Source organism: Sphingomonas sp. SFZ2018-12, from assembly GCF_022496715.1.
Classification (GTDB): Bacteria; Pseudomonadota; Alphaproteobacteria; order Sphingomonadales; family Sphingomonadaceae; genus Sphingomonas.
In genome coordinates, this window is the sequence record NZ_WTFM01000001.1 from 1,746,811 (window position 1) to 1,761,988 (window position 15,178).

19 protein-coding genes are annotated in these 15,178 nt (G+C 69.2%); 1 reads left to right on the forward strand and 18 read right to left on the reverse strand.

Annotation, left to right across the window (positions count from 1 at the left end; all coding sequences use genetic code 11):
* Positions 1-206: 206 nt before the first annotated feature.
* Positions 207-1,094 (forward strand): S1/P1 nuclease, encoded by an 888-nt coding sequence (locus tag GO308_RS08185; RefSeq protein WP_240885091.1) that lies wholly within the window; start codon positions 207-209, stop codon positions 1,092-1,094.
* Between the two features lie 209 nt (positions 1,095-1,303).
* Here GO308_RS08185 and GO308_RS08190 read toward each other — a convergent pair whose 3' ends face one another.
* The 18 genes from GO308_RS08190 to GO308_RS08275 all read right to left on the reverse strand — a co-directional run bounded on the left by GO308_RS08190 (position 1,304) and on the right by GO308_RS08275 (position 15,162).
* Positions 1,304-2,290: an alpha/beta hydrolase gene (locus GO308_RS08190; RefSeq protein WP_240885092.1), complete on the reverse strand. Its 987-nt coding sequence runs from the start codon at positions 2,288-2,290 to the stop codon at positions 1,304-1,306.
* Positions 2,291-2,363: 73 nt separating this feature from the next.
* Positions 2,364-2,582: a hypothetical protein gene (locus GO308_RS08195; protein ID WP_197419062.1), complete on the reverse strand. Its 219-nt coding sequence runs from the start codon at positions 2,580-2,582 to the stop codon at positions 2,364-2,366.
* A complete protein-coding gene (locus GO308_RS08200; RefSeq protein WP_066476446.1) occupies positions 2,582-2,785 on the reverse strand; it encodes a hypothetical protein in 204 nt (67 codons plus the stop codon). The genes GO308_RS08195 and GO308_RS08200 overlap by 1 nt, the downstream gene beginning before the upstream one ends.
* A 10-nt stretch (positions 2,786-2,795) precedes the next feature.
* Positions 2,796-3,692 carry an SPFH domain-containing protein gene (locus GO308_RS08205; protein ID WP_240885093.1) on the reverse strand — a complete coding sequence of 299 codons (897 nt, stop codon included), beginning with the start codon at positions 3,690-3,692 and terminating at the stop codon, positions 2,796-2,798.
* Positions 3,693-3,759: 67 nt separating this feature from the next.
* Positions 3,760-6,117: a hypothetical protein gene (locus GO308_RS08210; RefSeq protein WP_240885094.1), complete on the reverse strand. Its 2,358-nt coding sequence runs from the start codon at positions 6,115-6,117 to the stop codon at positions 3,760-3,762.
* Between the two features lie 22 nt (positions 6,118-6,139).
* On the reverse strand, positions 6,140-6,817 hold the full coding sequence (locus tag GO308_RS08215) for a fimbria/pilus periplasmic chaperone (RefSeq protein ID WP_240885095.1): 678 nt from the start codon (positions 6,815-6,817) through the stop codon (positions 6,140-6,142).
* A 139-nt stretch (positions 6,818-6,956) separates the two neighbouring features.
* Positions 6,957-7,451, reverse strand: a complete 495-nt coding sequence (locus GO308_RS08220; RefSeq protein WP_197417154.1) for a spore coat U domain-containing protein — start codon at positions 7,449-7,451, stop codon at positions 6,957-6,959.
* A gap of 151 nt (positions 7,452-7,602) precedes the next feature.
* Positions 7,603-8,121 (reverse strand): peptidoglycan-associated lipoprotein Pal, encoded by a 519-nt coding sequence (gene pal / locus GO308_RS08225; RefSeq protein ID WP_240885096.1) that lies wholly within the window; start codon positions 8,119-8,121, stop codon positions 7,603-7,605.
* Between the two features lie 43 nt (positions 8,122-8,164).
* Complete coding sequence (tolB, locus tag GO308_RS08230; protein ID WP_066673165.1) at positions 8,165-9,490, reverse strand: Tol-Pal system beta propeller repeat protein TolB; 1,326 nt, start codon at positions 9,488-9,490, stop codon at positions 8,165-8,167.
* Positions 9,491-9,564: 74 nt separating this feature from the next.
* Positions 9,565-10,452: a cell envelope biogenesis protein TolA gene (locus tag GO308_RS08235; protein WP_240885097.1), complete on the reverse strand. Its 888-nt coding sequence runs from the start codon at positions 10,450-10,452 to the stop codon at positions 9,565-9,567.
* Entirely contained in the window at positions 10,449-10,889 is a 441-nt protein-coding gene (gene tolR, locus GO308_RS08240; RefSeq protein ID WP_240885098.1) for a protein TolR, read from the reverse strand. Before tolR ends, GO308_RS08235 begins: the two co-directional genes overlap by 4 nt.
* 4 nt (positions 10,890-10,893) lie before the next feature.
* Positions 10,894-11,580, reverse strand: coding sequence for a protein TolQ (gene tolQ / locus GO308_RS08245; protein WP_066476473.1), 687 nt, complete (start codon positions 11,578-11,580; stop codon positions 10,894-10,896).
* On the reverse strand, positions 11,580-12,038 hold the full coding sequence (ybgC, locus tag GO308_RS08250) for a tol-pal system-associated acyl-CoA thioesterase (protein WP_066548079.1): 459 nt from the start codon (positions 12,036-12,038) through the stop codon (positions 11,580-11,582). The genes tolQ and ybgC overlap by 1 nt, the downstream gene beginning before the upstream one ends.
* A 65-nt stretch (positions 12,039-12,103) precedes the next feature.
* Positions 12,104-13,123, reverse strand: a complete 1,020-nt coding sequence (ruvB, locus tag GO308_RS08255; RefSeq protein ID WP_066671521.1) for a Holliday junction branch migration DNA helicase RuvB — start codon at positions 13,121-13,123, stop codon at positions 12,104-12,106.
* On the reverse strand, positions 13,120-13,443 hold the full coding sequence (locus tag GO308_RS08260; protein WP_240885099.1) for a type II toxin-antitoxin system RelE/ParE family toxin: 324 nt from the start codon (positions 13,441-13,443) through the stop codon (positions 13,120-13,122). Before GO308_RS08260 ends, ruvB begins: the two co-directional genes overlap by 4 nt.
* Positions 13,415-13,666: a type II toxin-antitoxin system ParD family antitoxin gene (locus GO308_RS08265; RefSeq protein ID WP_231726181.1), complete on the reverse strand. Its 252-nt coding sequence runs from the start codon at positions 13,664-13,666 to the stop codon at positions 13,415-13,417. The genes GO308_RS08260 and GO308_RS08265 overlap by 29 nt, the downstream gene beginning before the upstream one ends.
* A gap of 58 nt (positions 13,667-13,724) precedes the next feature.
* Positions 13,725-14,327 carry a Holliday junction branch migration protein RuvA gene (ruvA, locus tag GO308_RS08270; RefSeq protein WP_240885100.1) on the reverse strand — a complete coding sequence of 201 codons (603 nt, stop codon included), beginning with the start codon at positions 14,325-14,327 and terminating at the stop codon, positions 13,725-13,727.
* Between the two features lie 202 nt (positions 14,328-14,529).
* The gene (locus GO308_RS08275) at positions 14,530-15,162 is read right to left on the reverse strand and encodes a tetratricopeptide repeat protein (protein WP_240885101.1); all 633 of its coding nucleotides are present in this window, start codon (positions 15,160-15,162) and stop codon (positions 14,530-14,532) included.
* Positions 15,163-15,178: the final 16 nt, after the last annotated feature.

Consider the following 15,178-nt stretch of genomic DNA (forward strand, 5'->3'; position numbering starts at 1 on the left):
CGTCTTTCAATCGTCGCAATCGGCCGGTAGCGGCCAGCCACACACCCAAACCGGTCATCCTGAGTAGGGACTTAGCAAAGTCGAAGGCCGCTATCGGAGGACAGAGACCGCGCGCTCGTCCTTCGATACGCCGCTTTGGCTTCGCTCAGCGGCTACTCAGGATGAGCGGGTTGCGTAACTGAAATCCATCTTCAGGCAGGCCATTCATGCTCAGACATCTCCTCGCCGCGCTCGCCATCGCCAGCCTCCTCCTGCCGTCGACGGCGAACGCCTATGGCCGTTACGCGCACGCGACGATTGCCGATATCGCGATGGCCAATGTCCGCCCCGCGACCCGCGCCAAGGTGCGCGCGATGCTGGCGAAATCGGCGCTGCTGGAAACGCCGACGTGCCGCGCGGCGACGCCCGAGGACGCAAGCGTCTGGCCCGACTGCATCCGCGGCATGGGGCTGCGTTTCAACTATTCGGCACCCTGGCATTACCAGACGATCGACATCTGCAAGCCGTTCGATCTGGAAAGCGCGTGCGCCAACGGCAATTGCGTCTCGGCACAGATCGACCGCGACGTGAAGCTGCTGCAGGACAGCTCGATCCCGATGCGCGAGAAGGTGGCCGCGCTCGCTTTCCTCATCCACTTCGTCGGCGACATGCACATGCCGCTCCATTCGGGCAATCGCCAGGATCGCGGCGGCAATGCGGTCAAGGCGGCCTATGGCGATTATGAGAGCGAGCGGCTGAACCTGCATTCGATCTGGGACGGCGCACTGGCCGAACGCGCGATCTCGACGCCGCCCAGCCTCGTCCGCAGCTATACCGCCGATGAAAAGTCGGCGATCACCGCCGGCACCACCGCCGACTGGGCGCAGCAGGCGTGGCAGGTGGCGCGCGACGTCGCCTATGCCGAAGCGCAGGGCGGCGACCCGTGCGGCCCGCCCCAGTCGGCGGTGAAGCTCAGCAACGATTCGATCAACCGCTCGGTCGATCCCCAGCGCCTTCAGGTCGAGCGCGCCGGCCTGCGCCTCGCCCGCTTGCTCGACGAGGCGTTCGACCCCGCCAACGCGTACGACTCGCGCGCGGAGCGGCGGCGGCGCTGACACGGGTCGATGCCATCACGGGTCATTTCCAACACCCGCCGTCAGCCGGCACAGGCCTCTGACCCGACGCGAGGATACATGACCTTACGCCGTTGAGGCGGCTCAGACCGGCGCGGCGGCCGCGATGTGGCGCAGTGGACCCCGGCACGAGGCCGGGGTGACGATCCAATCGGGTTCGACGGAGAGGCCTTGCGACATACGCAGATCCGTTAGCGGGCCGAACCCAAATCCTTGCCGATGAACGCGACGATCGCGTCGACGATCTCCGGCACCACCGGCAGCGACGGGTCGGCATAGGTCGCCAGGTTGGCCGCACGGTCGTCCGACGTCACGCGTTTCAACACGTGGTTGGCATCGGCCACGCGGACCAGCACCGCGCCGGGCTTCGCGCCCGCCAGCGCCTCACCGTCGGTAGGCGGCACCTGAATGTCGCGCTCGGCGGCGATGACCAGCAGCGGCGCCTTCAACGCCGCCGCAAGTGCGATCGGGGACTGCGCCATCAGGTCGCGCAGGAACGGCTGCACGGCCGGATTGAACAGCGCCAGCAACGGCGGCGGCAACGTCGCCGCGTCGACCGATCCGCCGGCCTCCAGCGTGTCGATCGCTGCCATCGCCGCGGGCAGCAGGGGCGCATTGGCGGGGTTGGCGCGCAATTGTTCGCGCAACACGTCGCCCAGCTTGCGGCCCGGCGCGGCGATCAGCACCACCCCGCAAATATCGCTGCGCCCCTGTGCCGTCACCAGCGCGATCAGCCCGCCCTCGCTATGACCGGCGAGCCAGACGCAGGGCCGCCCCGTCCGTTTCCTGATCGTGTCGATCCAGCCGCCCGCGTCGCGGGCATAGTCGGCGACGGTGACCGCATTGGGGTCGGCGACCGCGTCCTTGCTGCCGAACAGGCCGCGCTTGTCGGCGCGCACGCTGCCGATGCCGCGCCGTGCCAGCGCCTCGGCGAGCAGGCGGTAGCTGCTCGCCCGGATACCCAGCGGGCTGTTACCGTCGCGGTCGGTCGGACCCGATCCGGGCAGGATCAGCACCACGGGCCGATCGGGCGCCGGCGGGATCAGCGTGCCGGCCAGCGGCCCCCGGGGGCCGGCGGTCGCGATCTCGACCGGCGCGGTCGGATCAGCCCCTTGGGCCGCGCAGGGTGTCGCCATCGCCAGCACGGCGCTGGTCAGTCCCGTCAGTCTCGGTCGCATCGTCCGTCCCCTTCCCGGTTTGCCCGGCGACCCAAGTCGCCGGCACGTTCGCATCATCGCAAGCTTGGGGTCCTCAGCTGCGGGCATATGATTCCAGCAGGCCGCAGCGGCTGCAGCGATAGGTCTGGATGTCGATCCGCTTGCGACCGGAGAGCTTGAGCCCGTTCCAGAAGCTTTTCTGCGGCGCGCCCTCGATCCATTCCGCCACGGCATGCTGGCCGCTGTGATTGGTGCGAAAGGTGAACCCCTCCGTCATCGAGCCGCCGCACTTGAAACACGAATTTCCGCGCATCATTCACTCTCCTTGGGTGGCCGCCCCCGCCGGGCGCGCTCGGGCGGGGCCAGCCGCACGCCGCGCCGCGCCAGCGCCTCGCGCAGCAGGCACTCGACCTGCGCGTTGACGCTGCGCAGGTCACCCGCCGCCGACCGCTCGATCGCCGCGAACAATGCGGGGTCGAGCCTTAGCGGAAACGCCTTTTTGGGGGGAACGGCCACCTTTCGATGCTTACTGGTACAGCGAACCCGCGTTCACCACCGGCTGGGTGTCGCGCTCCGAACACAGCACGACCATCAGGTTGGACACCATCGCCGCGCGGCGTTCGTCGTCCAGTTCGACCACCTGCTTGCTCGACAGCTGTTCCAGCGCATGTTCGACCATCGACACCGCGCCCTCGACCAGCTTGGCGCGCGCGGCGATGACCGCTTCGGCCTGTTGCCGGCGCAGCATCGCCTGCGCGATTTCCTGCGCATAGGCGAGGTGGGTCAGCCGGCACTCGTCGATCTGGATGCCCGCCATCTCGACGCGTTCCTGCAGCTCGCGGCGCAGTTCGTTGGCGACATGATCGCCGTCGCCGCGCAGCGTCACGCTGTCGGCGTCGAAATCGTCATAGGGATAGCGCGACCCGATCGCGCGCACCGCGCTCTCGATCTGGATGTTGATAAACTCACGATAATCGTCGACGTCGAACAGCGCCTGGGCGGTGTCCGCCACACGCCACACCACGTTCGACGCGATTTCGACCGGATTGCCGCGCAGGTCGTTCACCTTCAGCTTTTCCGACGTGATGTTGTGGATGCGCACCGACACCTTCTTCTTGGACAGCCACGGCCAGGTCCAGCGCAGCCCGGTGGTGCGATCGGTCCCCTGATAATCGCCGAACAGCAGGATCGCCGCCGCCTGATTGGGCTGGAGCAGGTAGAAGCCCGCCAGGACGAAGATCGTAAGCAGCCCGGCGATCACCATGACCGTCACCGTCGGCGCCGGCGCGGCGCGCACCATCGTCGTCGCCCCGACGCTGGCGACGCTCAAGACCAGTGCCACCGCCAACATGCCATAGCCGCTTCGCGTCGTTATTTCGCGTTCCGACGTCATGCGCAGCGCGCGGTCGTTCGCCGTATTCATGCTTTTGCCTCCCGTTAATGTGATATCACTTTTATATCACGCAACGGTGGCGGGCAAGCCATTTCGGCTAACGCGGACCCGAACCGCCCGTGTCCGCGATCCGGGGATGGCATGTCCGCACCGCCGGCGTGTCGGCGACAGGATTCGCGCGGCCGTCGAGCGCGACGAAGCAGGTCGACGGACCATGGCGGACGCGCAGTTCAGCATCCGCGAGCGCCGCGTTGATCTCCAGCTCGCCATCGAAACCCACCCGGTAGCGTGCGCCTGAGGGAAAGGCGTAAAGCGCGGTGCCCGGCGGGATCGGGTTGCCGTCCGCATCGCGCAGGGCCAGCCGCGCCGCCACATAGCGCTCGACCGCCAGGTCGACCGCGATCACGCCGCGGTCGGGCACCGACGCCACCACACCGGCCTGACGCACCACTGCGTCGGGCGGAATGCTCACCGGGTCGATCTCGAACCGTGAGCGAACGAAGGCGGGAACGTTGGCGATCATGGCGGGACGCCGCGCGCTCGCCTCACCGGCGGGACGCCCTTCATGCATCACCCGCACCGCGGTCGGCGAACTGGTCCGCAGGATGGCGATGCCGCCATGGCTGGATGCCGTCGCGAATGCGCTGCCATCGGCGAACACGACGGTGCCGCGTGCGTTCACGCGACCCTGGGCCGTCCCCTCGACCAGGCGCAGTCCGGCCTCGCCGCGCACGCCGTGCCAGCGCCGGGCGACGGCGACCTCGGCCGCATCGACGCCACCCGTGACGGCCTGGACGGCATATCCCCATTCGCCCGCAGCGGTGTCGCCCTGATAGACGCCGGCGGTGGCGAGCGTCCCGCCCTGTGCGGCCAGGACCGACGCGGACACGGTCGTGCGCGGCCCGAAGGCCGCCGACAGCCCAGCCATCGCCGAAAAGCGCCACCCGGCGTCGCGCCGCCCGTCTGCCCGCACATACAGGCTCATCCGGCGCGCCAGCGTCTGGCGATACCCGATCGAAACGCCCCGGCTGTTGCGCGGCGGCGCATCGTCAAGCCGGCGGATTCCCGGCCCGCTCCGCTCCGCCACCTGAAGGTCGATCGCGCCCAGGCGACCCAGGTCGAAATCGACGGTCCCAACGACAAACGCTTCGGGTTGCGGGTCACCCGCCGATCGCGCAAGGTCGGCATAGTCGCCCGATGTGTGTCGCGCCGCGATCCGCCCCGACACCACGGGGCCGATCGATTCGAACGCCGCGGTGAACGCCGCGCCCGATCGGGTCCGGCCCCCGCGCGCCGACCGGCTCGCCTGCGTCCCCAGGCTGAGCGCGCCGAGCCCCCCGACCGTGAGGTGACCGACCCCGCCGATCGAGGCGAAGTCACCGGCAAGCTGTGCGTTGATCTCGCCGGTGATGCGATCGCTCAGGCCGTGGCGCACGACCATGTTGGCGGCGGCACCCCGATAGCGCGGATTGCGGAAGCCATATCCTCTGCGGATCAGGCCCGCCTCGATCGAAAAGTCGGTGCGCCCCGCGGCCAGCGCGTCGCTCAGGCTGTAGACCCGCTGCGTCTCAATCACCTGTCGCCCGGTCACGTCGGTCAGCGCGACGTCGATCCGGTTGCGCCCGGGCACCAGGGGAACGCGGCTGAGCGCGTAATTCCCGCTCACCTGGTCGCGGCGTACCCGCCGATCGTTGAGCAGCAGGTCGAGCGTGGAGGCGACTGCGACCGATCCCGACAGCTCGGCCACCGGCCGGGTGATCAGATCGGGCGCGACGTTGAACCGCGTCCCGAACTGGACGCCCGCCAGCCGCAGCGCGCGCGTCGCCGGGCCTGGCCGCGAAATGAAGTCGCCGATCCGGATGCCCAGCGTGCGATCGGGCCAGAAGGTCGAGAAACTGGTGTCGAGCCGCGCCAGCCGCGTGCCGCCGCCCGGACCCGCCGTGATCGCCCATCCGGTGTCGAGCGCGCTCGGCCCGCGCGCCAGCCTTCCGGCGACCAGACCTGCTGGGCGAACGCCGTCGCGGTCGGCGATCAGGTTGAGATCATAGTCGGCGATCACCGCGACCACCGGCCGCACCCGCCCCGTCGCCTGCGGTTGCGCCGGCGCGCCCAGGTCGATCTGCTGGACGCGATCGGCGGTCGTGACGATCAGCACCCCGTTCGCACGATCCAGCCGCCACCCCGGAGCGCCCGCGCGCAACAGCACCCCGCCGGGAACCGTTATGCCCGACACCCCGATGCGCCGGGCATCCTCCGCGGCGAGGAGCAGCCCCTCGGGCGTCACCCGGCACGCGACCAGCATGTCGGTGCGGTCGCCGTCGATCTCGACCTCGACCAGCCACTCGGTCGCTCCCGTCGATCCGCGTTTCAGTTCGAGCGGATTGAGCCTGAACGGATCGTCCCGGTCGGCGGCCGCCGCCGGCCACGCCGCCGCAAAGCCCACCAGTAGCGACACCGGGGACAGGGCGTGCGCAAGCTTAGCCGCACAGGATCGGCTGGGGTGCATCGGAGGAGCCGTCCGCGTTGGCGCGAACGAGCGTCAGCTCCCCCGCCGCGCAACTCGGCACCCGGTCGAGCATGACCGGTAACGCGCTGCCGCCCAGCAGGTAACGCGGCGGCGCGGCCATGATCGCGACGGTCTGCCCGGCCGCGTTCACGATGCTGCCGGGATAGAGGCGCGCGCTTCGGTCGCCCAGGTTGGCAACGCGCAGCCCCGCTGCGGACAGGGTCCAGCGCAGGCGACTGTCGCGTGCCGCCGGGGCAGCCACGAACACCGGCACGGTGATCCGCAACCGGGTTGCCATGCCTGCGACCGGCGTGGCCTCGGGGGCGGGCAACTCGTCGACGACGACGCGATACCGCTGCTCGGGCACGTCGGCGGCGGCGCGCGGCGCAACCCGGAACAGCTGCGTCGCGCCTGGCGCGATCTCGACGATCGCGGGCGTCACGCTCAGGCGATCGGTGCGCGAATAGACGTCGCCCTGCCCGTCCTGCTGCCACTCGAACGCGCGAAGCTGCACCGCGACCGGCCGATCGCCGCCGTTGCGCAGCGTCAGCCGCTGTGCCGGGACTTCCGGGGTCAGGTCGATCCGCAACGGGCTCATTTCCAGGCCCCCCGGCAACGCGGCGCGGGTTGCGGTCGCAACCGTGAGCATTGCCAACCCGATCGCCGCCGCCGTCCGGATGCGACGCGGCCGGCCGGAACCGCGCCGGCGTGATCCGACAGGCCCGTGATCGACCCGCGGCGGGGCACGGCGGGCAATCGTCAAGGGGCGACGCGTTCCCATCGCATGTTCAGAAATTGACCGTCACGGTGACCGTGTCGGTATAGACGCCCGCGGTGACCGGGGTCGCGCTCGCGGGAATGCGCCCATAAGCGGTGAAGGTCGCCAGACCCAGCGGTGCGGTGCCGGGCTGGGTGTTGAGCCCGCTCGTGCTGCCCCACGCCTGGGTGCGGCCCGCGTCGCGATAGATCTGGTACGGCAGATATTCGGTGCCCAGCACGCTGCGCAGGCGGCGCTGCGACGCCTGGGCGTTCTGGCCGTTGTCCATCGCGACCTCGAAGTCGGCGTTGGGCGTACAGGTCAGCGTGACCAATGCGGTCGTGTCGCTATCGGTGCCGCCGACGCCACCCAGCGTCCCGAACGCCATCGGCGTTGCCGCGATATTGCAATTCTCCAGCACGGTGGCGGTGACCGCCATCGTCGTGGAGCGCGACTGCGCCAGAACCGGGGTCGCTACCGCCAGCGAAACCGCCGCGAATGCAGTCGATGTAAGACGAAAGAGCATCGGAACCACCATCCCATATTGCCCAGTCAAGTTAATGACTTAGTGTAAAGAGATGATGAAGGGTGTTAACAGTGTCTCGCGAGCTGGAACGCGTTTTGACCGCGATGAAAAAGCGCGGCGCAGCGTCGTTTCCCGCTGCGCCGCGTCTGGCTTACTCGACGACGACGGTCACCGCACGGCGGTTCTGCGCCCAGCTCGCTTCGTCCGAGCCGAGTGCCAGCGGGCGTTCCTTGCCATAGCTGATCGTGGTGATTCGCGTGGCCGCGATCCCGCGATTGGCGAGGTAGGTCGCGACCGCATTCGCGCGGCGGTCGCCGAGCGCGAGGTTGTATTCGCGCGTGCCGCGTTCGTCGGCATGGCCTTCGATCGTCACGCGGACATTGGGATAGCGTGACAGCCACGCCGCCTGGCTGTCGAGGATGCCGCCGGCTGTCGCGTCGATCTCATACTGGTCGAGCGCGAAATTGACCGTGTCGCTGCGCACAGTCCGGCGGAAATCCTCCGCCGACCCGGGGACGACGGCGTTGCCGACCGGGCCGGTGGTTTCCGGCGTGGTCTGGGCGGGTGCCTCGCCCGCGGCGGGCGGCAGCACGTCGGGACGCTTCTTCGCGCATCCGGCGGTCGCGGCGAGTGCCGCCAGCAGCACCAGCTTGGTCATCGTCTTGGCCATGATCGTTTCTCCTTGTGAGATAGGTTGCGTCGCGCCCGCAGGCTCATTTGCGTAACGGTCCCCAATCGGGGTCCGATCCATCGAGCGGGGTCGGAATGCGCCGCTCATTGACCCCGGTCAGGTCGACCGACCAAACTTCGGCGCGGCCCGACCCCTGCGCGGTGCGCAGATAGGTGAGGACGCGGCCATTGGGTGACCAGCTCGGTCCCTCGTCGCCCCAGGCGTCGGTCAGGATCTGTTCGTTACCGCCCGACGGGCTCATCACCCCGATCGAGAATTTGCCGCCGCCGACGCGCGTGAACGCGATCAGGTCGCCGCGCGGGCTCCATGCCGGCGTCGCATAGCGCCCGCCGCCAAAGCTGATGCGCTGCTGGTTCGACCCGTCGGCGTTCATCACGTAAAGCTGCTGGCCGCCCGAACGGTCGCTTTCAAACACGATCTTCGACCCGTCCGGCGAATAGGTGCCCGACGTGTCGATTCCGGGCGCGGTGGTCAGCCGCTGCGGCGTGCCGCCGCCGGCGGGCACGCGATACAGGTCGGTATTGCCCGCCCGCGCCATCGAGAACAGCACATAGCGGCCGTCGGGCGAGAATTTGGGCGCGAAGGCCAGGCTGACATTGGTCACCAGCGCGCGCTGAGCTCGGGTGGCGAGATTGTAGCTGTAGATCGTCGGCCGGTCATTCTCGTAGCTCATGAACACAAGGGTGTCGCCCGACGGCGAGAAGCGCGGGTTGAGCACGATCGACTGGCCGTTGGTCAGGAAACGGTGGTTGGCCCCGTCCTGGTCCATCATGGCCAGCCGTTTGATCCGCTTGTTCTTCGGCCCCGTTTCCGAGACATAGACGATGCGGCTGTCAAAATAGGGTCCCTCGCCCGACAGGCGGGTATAGACCGCGTCGGCACATTTGTGCGCGGCGCGCCGCCATTCGGCAGGCTGGACGACGAAGCCCTGGCGGGTCAGTTCGGTGCGGGCGAATACGTCGTAGAGATAGCAGCCGACGGTCAGCGTGCCGTCGCCATTGGCGCGCACGAACCCCTCGATCAGCGCCTGTGCACCCGTCGATCCCCAATAGCCGTAATCGGGCGCGGTCACCTCCGCCATCGTCACGTTGCGCAGGACATTGGGGCCGAGCGGGCGGAACAGGCCGGAATTGCGCAGGTCGTTGGTCACCACCTGCGCCACTTCGCGGCCGAGCGCGTCGGTCGAGCCGGCGGCGGTCGAAGCGACGCTGGGCGTCGGCATCGGCGGGATGGCGATCGGCATGGGTGCGCTGATGCCACCGACGATGTCGACCTCCACCTGGGCAAAGGCTGGCGTGGCAGCGACCACACCGAACAAAGCAAGCGCAAGGGCGATCGAATTACGCATCGGGGTCCTCATCCTCTTCGTCGCCGTCGTTAGGGCGTTGAACGGTCGTGATCCAAGTTCGTTTCGCATCGGCATCATTCGGGAAGCCGGTAATTGATAATGATGTCTTCCCAGCCGCCTTCGTAAAGCTCCGCCGGCAGCGTGTAGGGCGCGCACTGAATGAACGCAGCGATCGCAAGTTCGGCGACGCGCTGGGCATAACGCTGGTTGCCGTCATTGACCCCGGTCTGGCCGCGCAGCTCGGGGCGCACCGCCATCGTCCCGTCGGGCTTCATCTGGAGCCGGATGCGCGACCGGATCAGGTTGGCGCCGGGGCCCGGATTGGGGATGCGGTTGGCGCAGGGCTGGACCTGGCGCGCAATCGCGTCGGCCAGGCCCGCGACCGCCTGGGCACCGACATTGGCAGCGCGCGGCGTCTGTGCCTTGCCCGCCGACGGCCGATCGACGATTCCCTTCAGGAAATCGCTGCCCAGCCGCGCCCCGGTCGGTCGCGGACGCTTTGCTGCCGGATCGCTACCCGACGCCTTGGCGGTCGTCGTCTTGGGCGCGGGCTTCGCCTCCGCCTTGGCCGGCTCCGGCTTGCGCTCCGCCCTGGCGGGGGTCGGCGGCTTGGGGCTGGCCGCAGGCTCGGGCCGGGGCGGCGGCGCGGCCTTGGGTGCGGGCGGGGCAACCGGCTCGGGCTCGGGCAATGGCCGCACCGGCTCGGCGGGCGCGGCATCCTCGGGCGGGCCGGCATCGGGCGCGATCGAAGTCGCGGGCGCGTCCGCGGTGACCGGGGCGGCGGCCTCCAGCGCCACATCGTCGATCAGCGATACGTCGATCGCCTTGGACTTCAGATTGAGCGGATTGGGGGTTTCGAGGAAGCCGAGCGACAACAGGCCGAACAGCGCGACATGGGCGATCGCGGCGACCGCGATCCCCGCCCATTCCGCGCGCCCGGGACCTGCCGTCGCCGCGCTCACCGCGCGTCCCGGCTCGCGCTGACCAGCGCCACGCGATTGAGCCCGGCGCGGTTGAGCTCGCCCATCACCCCGATCACCCGGCCATAGCCGAGCGAGCGGTCGGCGCGCAGATAGACCTGGGGCGGCTGCCCATCGGGGCCGCTGCGCGCGGCAATTCGCGCCAGCACGTCGGGCAGGATCGCCTCAGTCACCTCGTCCTTGTCGACGAAGATGCGGCCGTCCGCGTCGATCGCGACCTGGACCGGCTGCTGGTCTTGGTCGAGCGCCCTAGCCCGGCTGTCGGGCAGGTTGACCGGCACCCCCGCGGTGAGCAGCGGCGCGGTGACCATGAAGATGATGAGCAGCACCAGCATCACGTCGACCAGCGGGGTGACGTTGATGTCGGCCATCGGCGCGCGCCGCCCCTTCGCCTTGGATGACGGCAGGTTCATCGCCATCGCCCTACCCCTCCAGCGCGCGGCTGAGCTGGGCGTGGAACTTGTCGGCGAAACGGCTCAGCCGTGCCTCGACGCCGTTGATGCGGTGCGCGAAACGATTGTAGGCGATCACCGCCGGGATGGCCGCGAACAGGCCGATCGCGGTCGCGAACAGCGCCTCGGCGATCCCCGGTGCGACGACCGCGAGCGACGAGCTCTGTTCCTGCGCGATCGCGGTGAAGCTTCGCATGATCCCCCACACCGTGCCGAACAGGCCGACGAACGGCGCGACCGAACCGACCGTCGCCAGCACGTTCAAGCGATCCGCCAGCGCGTCGATTTCGGCGGCGACGCGCGATCCCATCGCGGTGGCGAGGCGCTCGCGCGTGCCTTCGCGGTCGATCACCTTGCCGCTGGTCGATCGCCGCCATTCATCGACGCCGGCGACGAAAACGCGCTCGATCGCGGTCTCGCCCTTTGAATGGATGCGGTAGAAGGCGTCGATGTCCTCCGCCCGGTCGAAGTCCGCGTCGAAGCGCGCGATCGATTTGCGTACGCCCCCCAGCCGGGTCAGAAAGGCGATGATGATCCCCCACGTCCAGATGCTGGCGGCGAGCAGGCCCAGCATCACCGCCTTCACCACCCAGTCGGCCTGGAGGAACAACGCAAGTGGCGACAGCGTCGCCGGGTCGGCATTCAACGCGAAATCCATCAATTCCCCTTCCAGACCAGCGGCTCGAACGCCGCCACCCATGACGCAGGCTGGCGCCGCGGCCGACCCGATGGCGCGACGAACGCCGCCTCGACCGAGGCGTCGGTCAATATCGTGTCGCCGCGCATGACTCTCTGATGAATGACCACCGAAGCGGCGCGCAGCTGGATCAGCCGGCTGACAACGACCAGCGCGTCGTCCAGTTTCGCGGGCGCGTGGAAGCGCAGCGCCACGTCGCGCACCGCATAGGCGCCCTCGCCCGCCTCATGCGCGGCGCGCTGGTCGACCCCGGCGAGACGCAGCATGTCGGAACGCGCACGCTCCATGAAGCGCAGGTAATTGGCGTGATAGACCACGCCCGACAGGTCGGTATCCTCGAAATAGACGCGCACCGGGTAGCGATGCTCGGTCCCGACGAACCGGCCGCTGACCGGCTGGAGGTCGCAGGCGTCATTCATGCCGGGGCCTTAACCAAGCCGGCGGCGCATGAACAGGGCATCGCCGCCCGACCACGATCGTTTCGTCAGTCGAACAGCCCGTCCTGTCCGCCGGTCGGCGGATCGAGCCCCAGATGCTTCCACGCCGGCCCGTTGAGGCAGCGCCCGCGCGCGGTGCGGGCAATCATGCCGATCTGGATCAGATAGGGCTCGATCACTTCCTCCACCGTGTCGCGCGGTTCGCTCAAGCCCGCCGCCAGCGTCTCCACCCCCACCGGGCCGCCGCGATAAATGTCGGCGATCATCGTGAGGTAGCGCCGGTCCATCGCGTCGAGGCCGAGCGCATCGACCTCCAGCCGGTTGAGCGCGGCATCGGCGGCGCGTGCATCGACGACCTCGTGCCCGGCGGCGTGGGCGAAATCGCGCACCCGGCGGAGCAGCCGCCCGGCGATGCGAGGCGTGCCGCGCGAACGCCGCGCCACTTCGCGCGCGCCATCGGGCGCGATCGCGAGTCCGAGCAGCCCGGCGGCGCGGGTGACGACGCGCTCCAGCTCGTCGACCGTGTAGAAATTGAGCCGCACCGGGATGCCGAACCGGTCGCGCAGCGGCGTGGTGAGCAGCCCTTGCCGCGTCGTCGCGCCGACCAGGGTGAAGCGCGGCAGGTCGATCCGCACCGACCGCGCCGACGGCCCCTCGCCGATCATCAGGTCGAGCGCGCGGTCCTCCATCGCCGGATACAGCACTTCCTCGACCGCCGGCGCGAGGCGGTGAATCTCATCGATGAACAGGACGTCGCCGTCCTCGAGATTGGTGAGCAAGGCGGCGAGATCGCCCGATTTGGCGATGACCGGGCCGGAGGTGGCGCGGAACCCGACACCCATCTCGCGCGCGATGATCTGCGCCAGCGTCGTCTTGCCCAGCCCCGGCGGGCCGAAAAACAACACGTGGTCAAGCGCTTCACCGCGGGCTTTCGCGGCAGCGATGAACACGCGCAGATTGTCGCGCGCGCCCTGCTGGCCCACGAAGTCGTCGAGCGCGCGCGGCCGCAGCGCGGCGTCGACATCCTCCGGGCGGCGGGCGGCGGTGAGCAGACGGTCGTCGGTCATTGGCTGCTTCCGACAGTCGACGGCCTGTCTCGAGCGTGATGCAGGACGCGCACCACGAGGATGCCGTCGCCTTCGACACGATAATAAATGCGGTGCGACCGATACTTCACGCTGCGGATCAGATCTCCCAGCGCCGCTTCTGGATGACCCACCTGGGGTTTCGCGGCAATGCGGTCAAACGCCGCAGCCAGGCCGTCGAGATAGTCGCGTGCGAGCTGCGGACCGAAGGCGGTCTTGCTGTAGCTACGGATGTTCCGAATGTCGGCGCGTGCCGCCGCCGTCGTGCGCAAACTAGTCACGAAGATCAGGATCTTGGTCAATCAGCTCGCGAACGATATCCCGAGGATCCTGGTCGACAATACCGGATGCCAGCCCCTCCTCAATCATGGCGCGCACCCAGCGCGTATCGGCGTCCGCCGACTCCTGATCGCGGCGAACCAGATCGCGTAGGTAGTCGGCGGCATCAAGATACAGACCGTCGGCGACACGCGCGTTGATCCAGCTTTGCAGGGCCGGCGGAAGCGAAAGGGTCAAGTCGGTCATGACGTGTAACATAGCTGCTTACACGCGACGCGCCAACGTCGTGGTGAGCGGTGCAGGTTCATTTCGCCGCCTTGCGCAGCGCCAGCCGGACGAGGGCGTCGAGCGTCGCGGCGGTGCCCAGTTCGTCCTCGGCGGCGCGCACCGCGGCAGCGGCTTCGGCGGGCCTGAAGCCGAGGTTGAGCAGCGCGGACGCGGCATCGGCAGCCGCGCCGGCCGGGGGTGCGGCCGCGGCCCCGGCAACGGCCGGCCCGATCACCAGCCCGCCGGCCTTGTCCTTCAGCTCGCGCACGATGCGTTCGGCAAGCTTCGGCCCGACCCCGTTGGCGCGCGCGACCATCGCCTTGTCCTGACGCGCGACGGCGATGTTGAGCTCATCGGGCGACAGCACCGACAGGATAGCGAGCGACACGCGCGCGCCGACGCCCTGCACCCCGGTCAGCAGTCGGAACCAGTCGCGCTCGCCCGCATCGGCGAAACCGACCAGGCGGATGAAATCCTCCCCCACCAGCATTTCGGTGTGGAGCGTGACGGTCGACCCCACGGGCGGCAGCGCCCCCAGCGTGCGCGCCGACGCGCCGACCAGATAGCCGACGCCGCCGACATCGACCACCGCGCTGTCCAGGCCGGCGCTGGCCAGCACCCCGGTCAGGTGCGCGATCATGCGCGCGAAGTTGCGGAAGTTGCGGGCTGTGCGCGCCGATGCTCGCACCCGCGCACCCGATCGTTCGGGGCGACAGCGATGCCGGACGGGGCGATGCGGACAACGGTCAAGGCCATGTCCCGGACATAGGCCCAGCGGCCCCGCGTAGGATAGCCCCCTGTAGGTTCGGAAGCCGAAATTAGCGCGCGCAGCAGCGCGTCGCCTATCGTGGCGCGGGGCGCGCCATCATGCCGATGAAGCCGTCGAGCAGGCGCACCCGTTCCTCGATATCGCGGCGATAGGGCGCATCGCGCGGCGACAGCGCCAACGCGCGGGCCCAGGCGGCACGGGCCGCCTCCAGCTCGCCCGCATTGACGAGCGCGAGCCCCAGGAAAAAGGGCGGTCCCGGCTCGCGCGGGGCCAGCCTGACCGCGCGGGCGAAGGCGAAGCTGGCGGCGGGCGACATTTGCTGATTGTCGTTGATCGCATAGGCTGTGCCGAGCGCGGTCCACACCGCGAAATCGTCGGGCGCGCGCTGGACGGCGCGGATCAGCACCGCGACCGCCTCGTCCGGCCGGCCCGCCAGGATTGCGGCATCGGCGGTGCTGAACGCGCCGCGATTGCGCGTGCCGAGAATGGCGGCGCGAAAGGTCACAAGCCCCGGTTCCATCTCCAGCTGCCGCGCCTGGGCCGTACGCGGGCTGTCCGCCAATGTCGGTCGCCCCTGCCACGCATAGCCCGCGGCGCCGAGCACGAGCGCCGCGGCCAGGATCATCGTCAGCGCACGCGGCGCACCGCACAACCACAGCAGCGCGCCCGCCGCCAGTGCCAGAACCGCCAGCGCCACCCAGCCCATCAGCGGCAGACCCTGC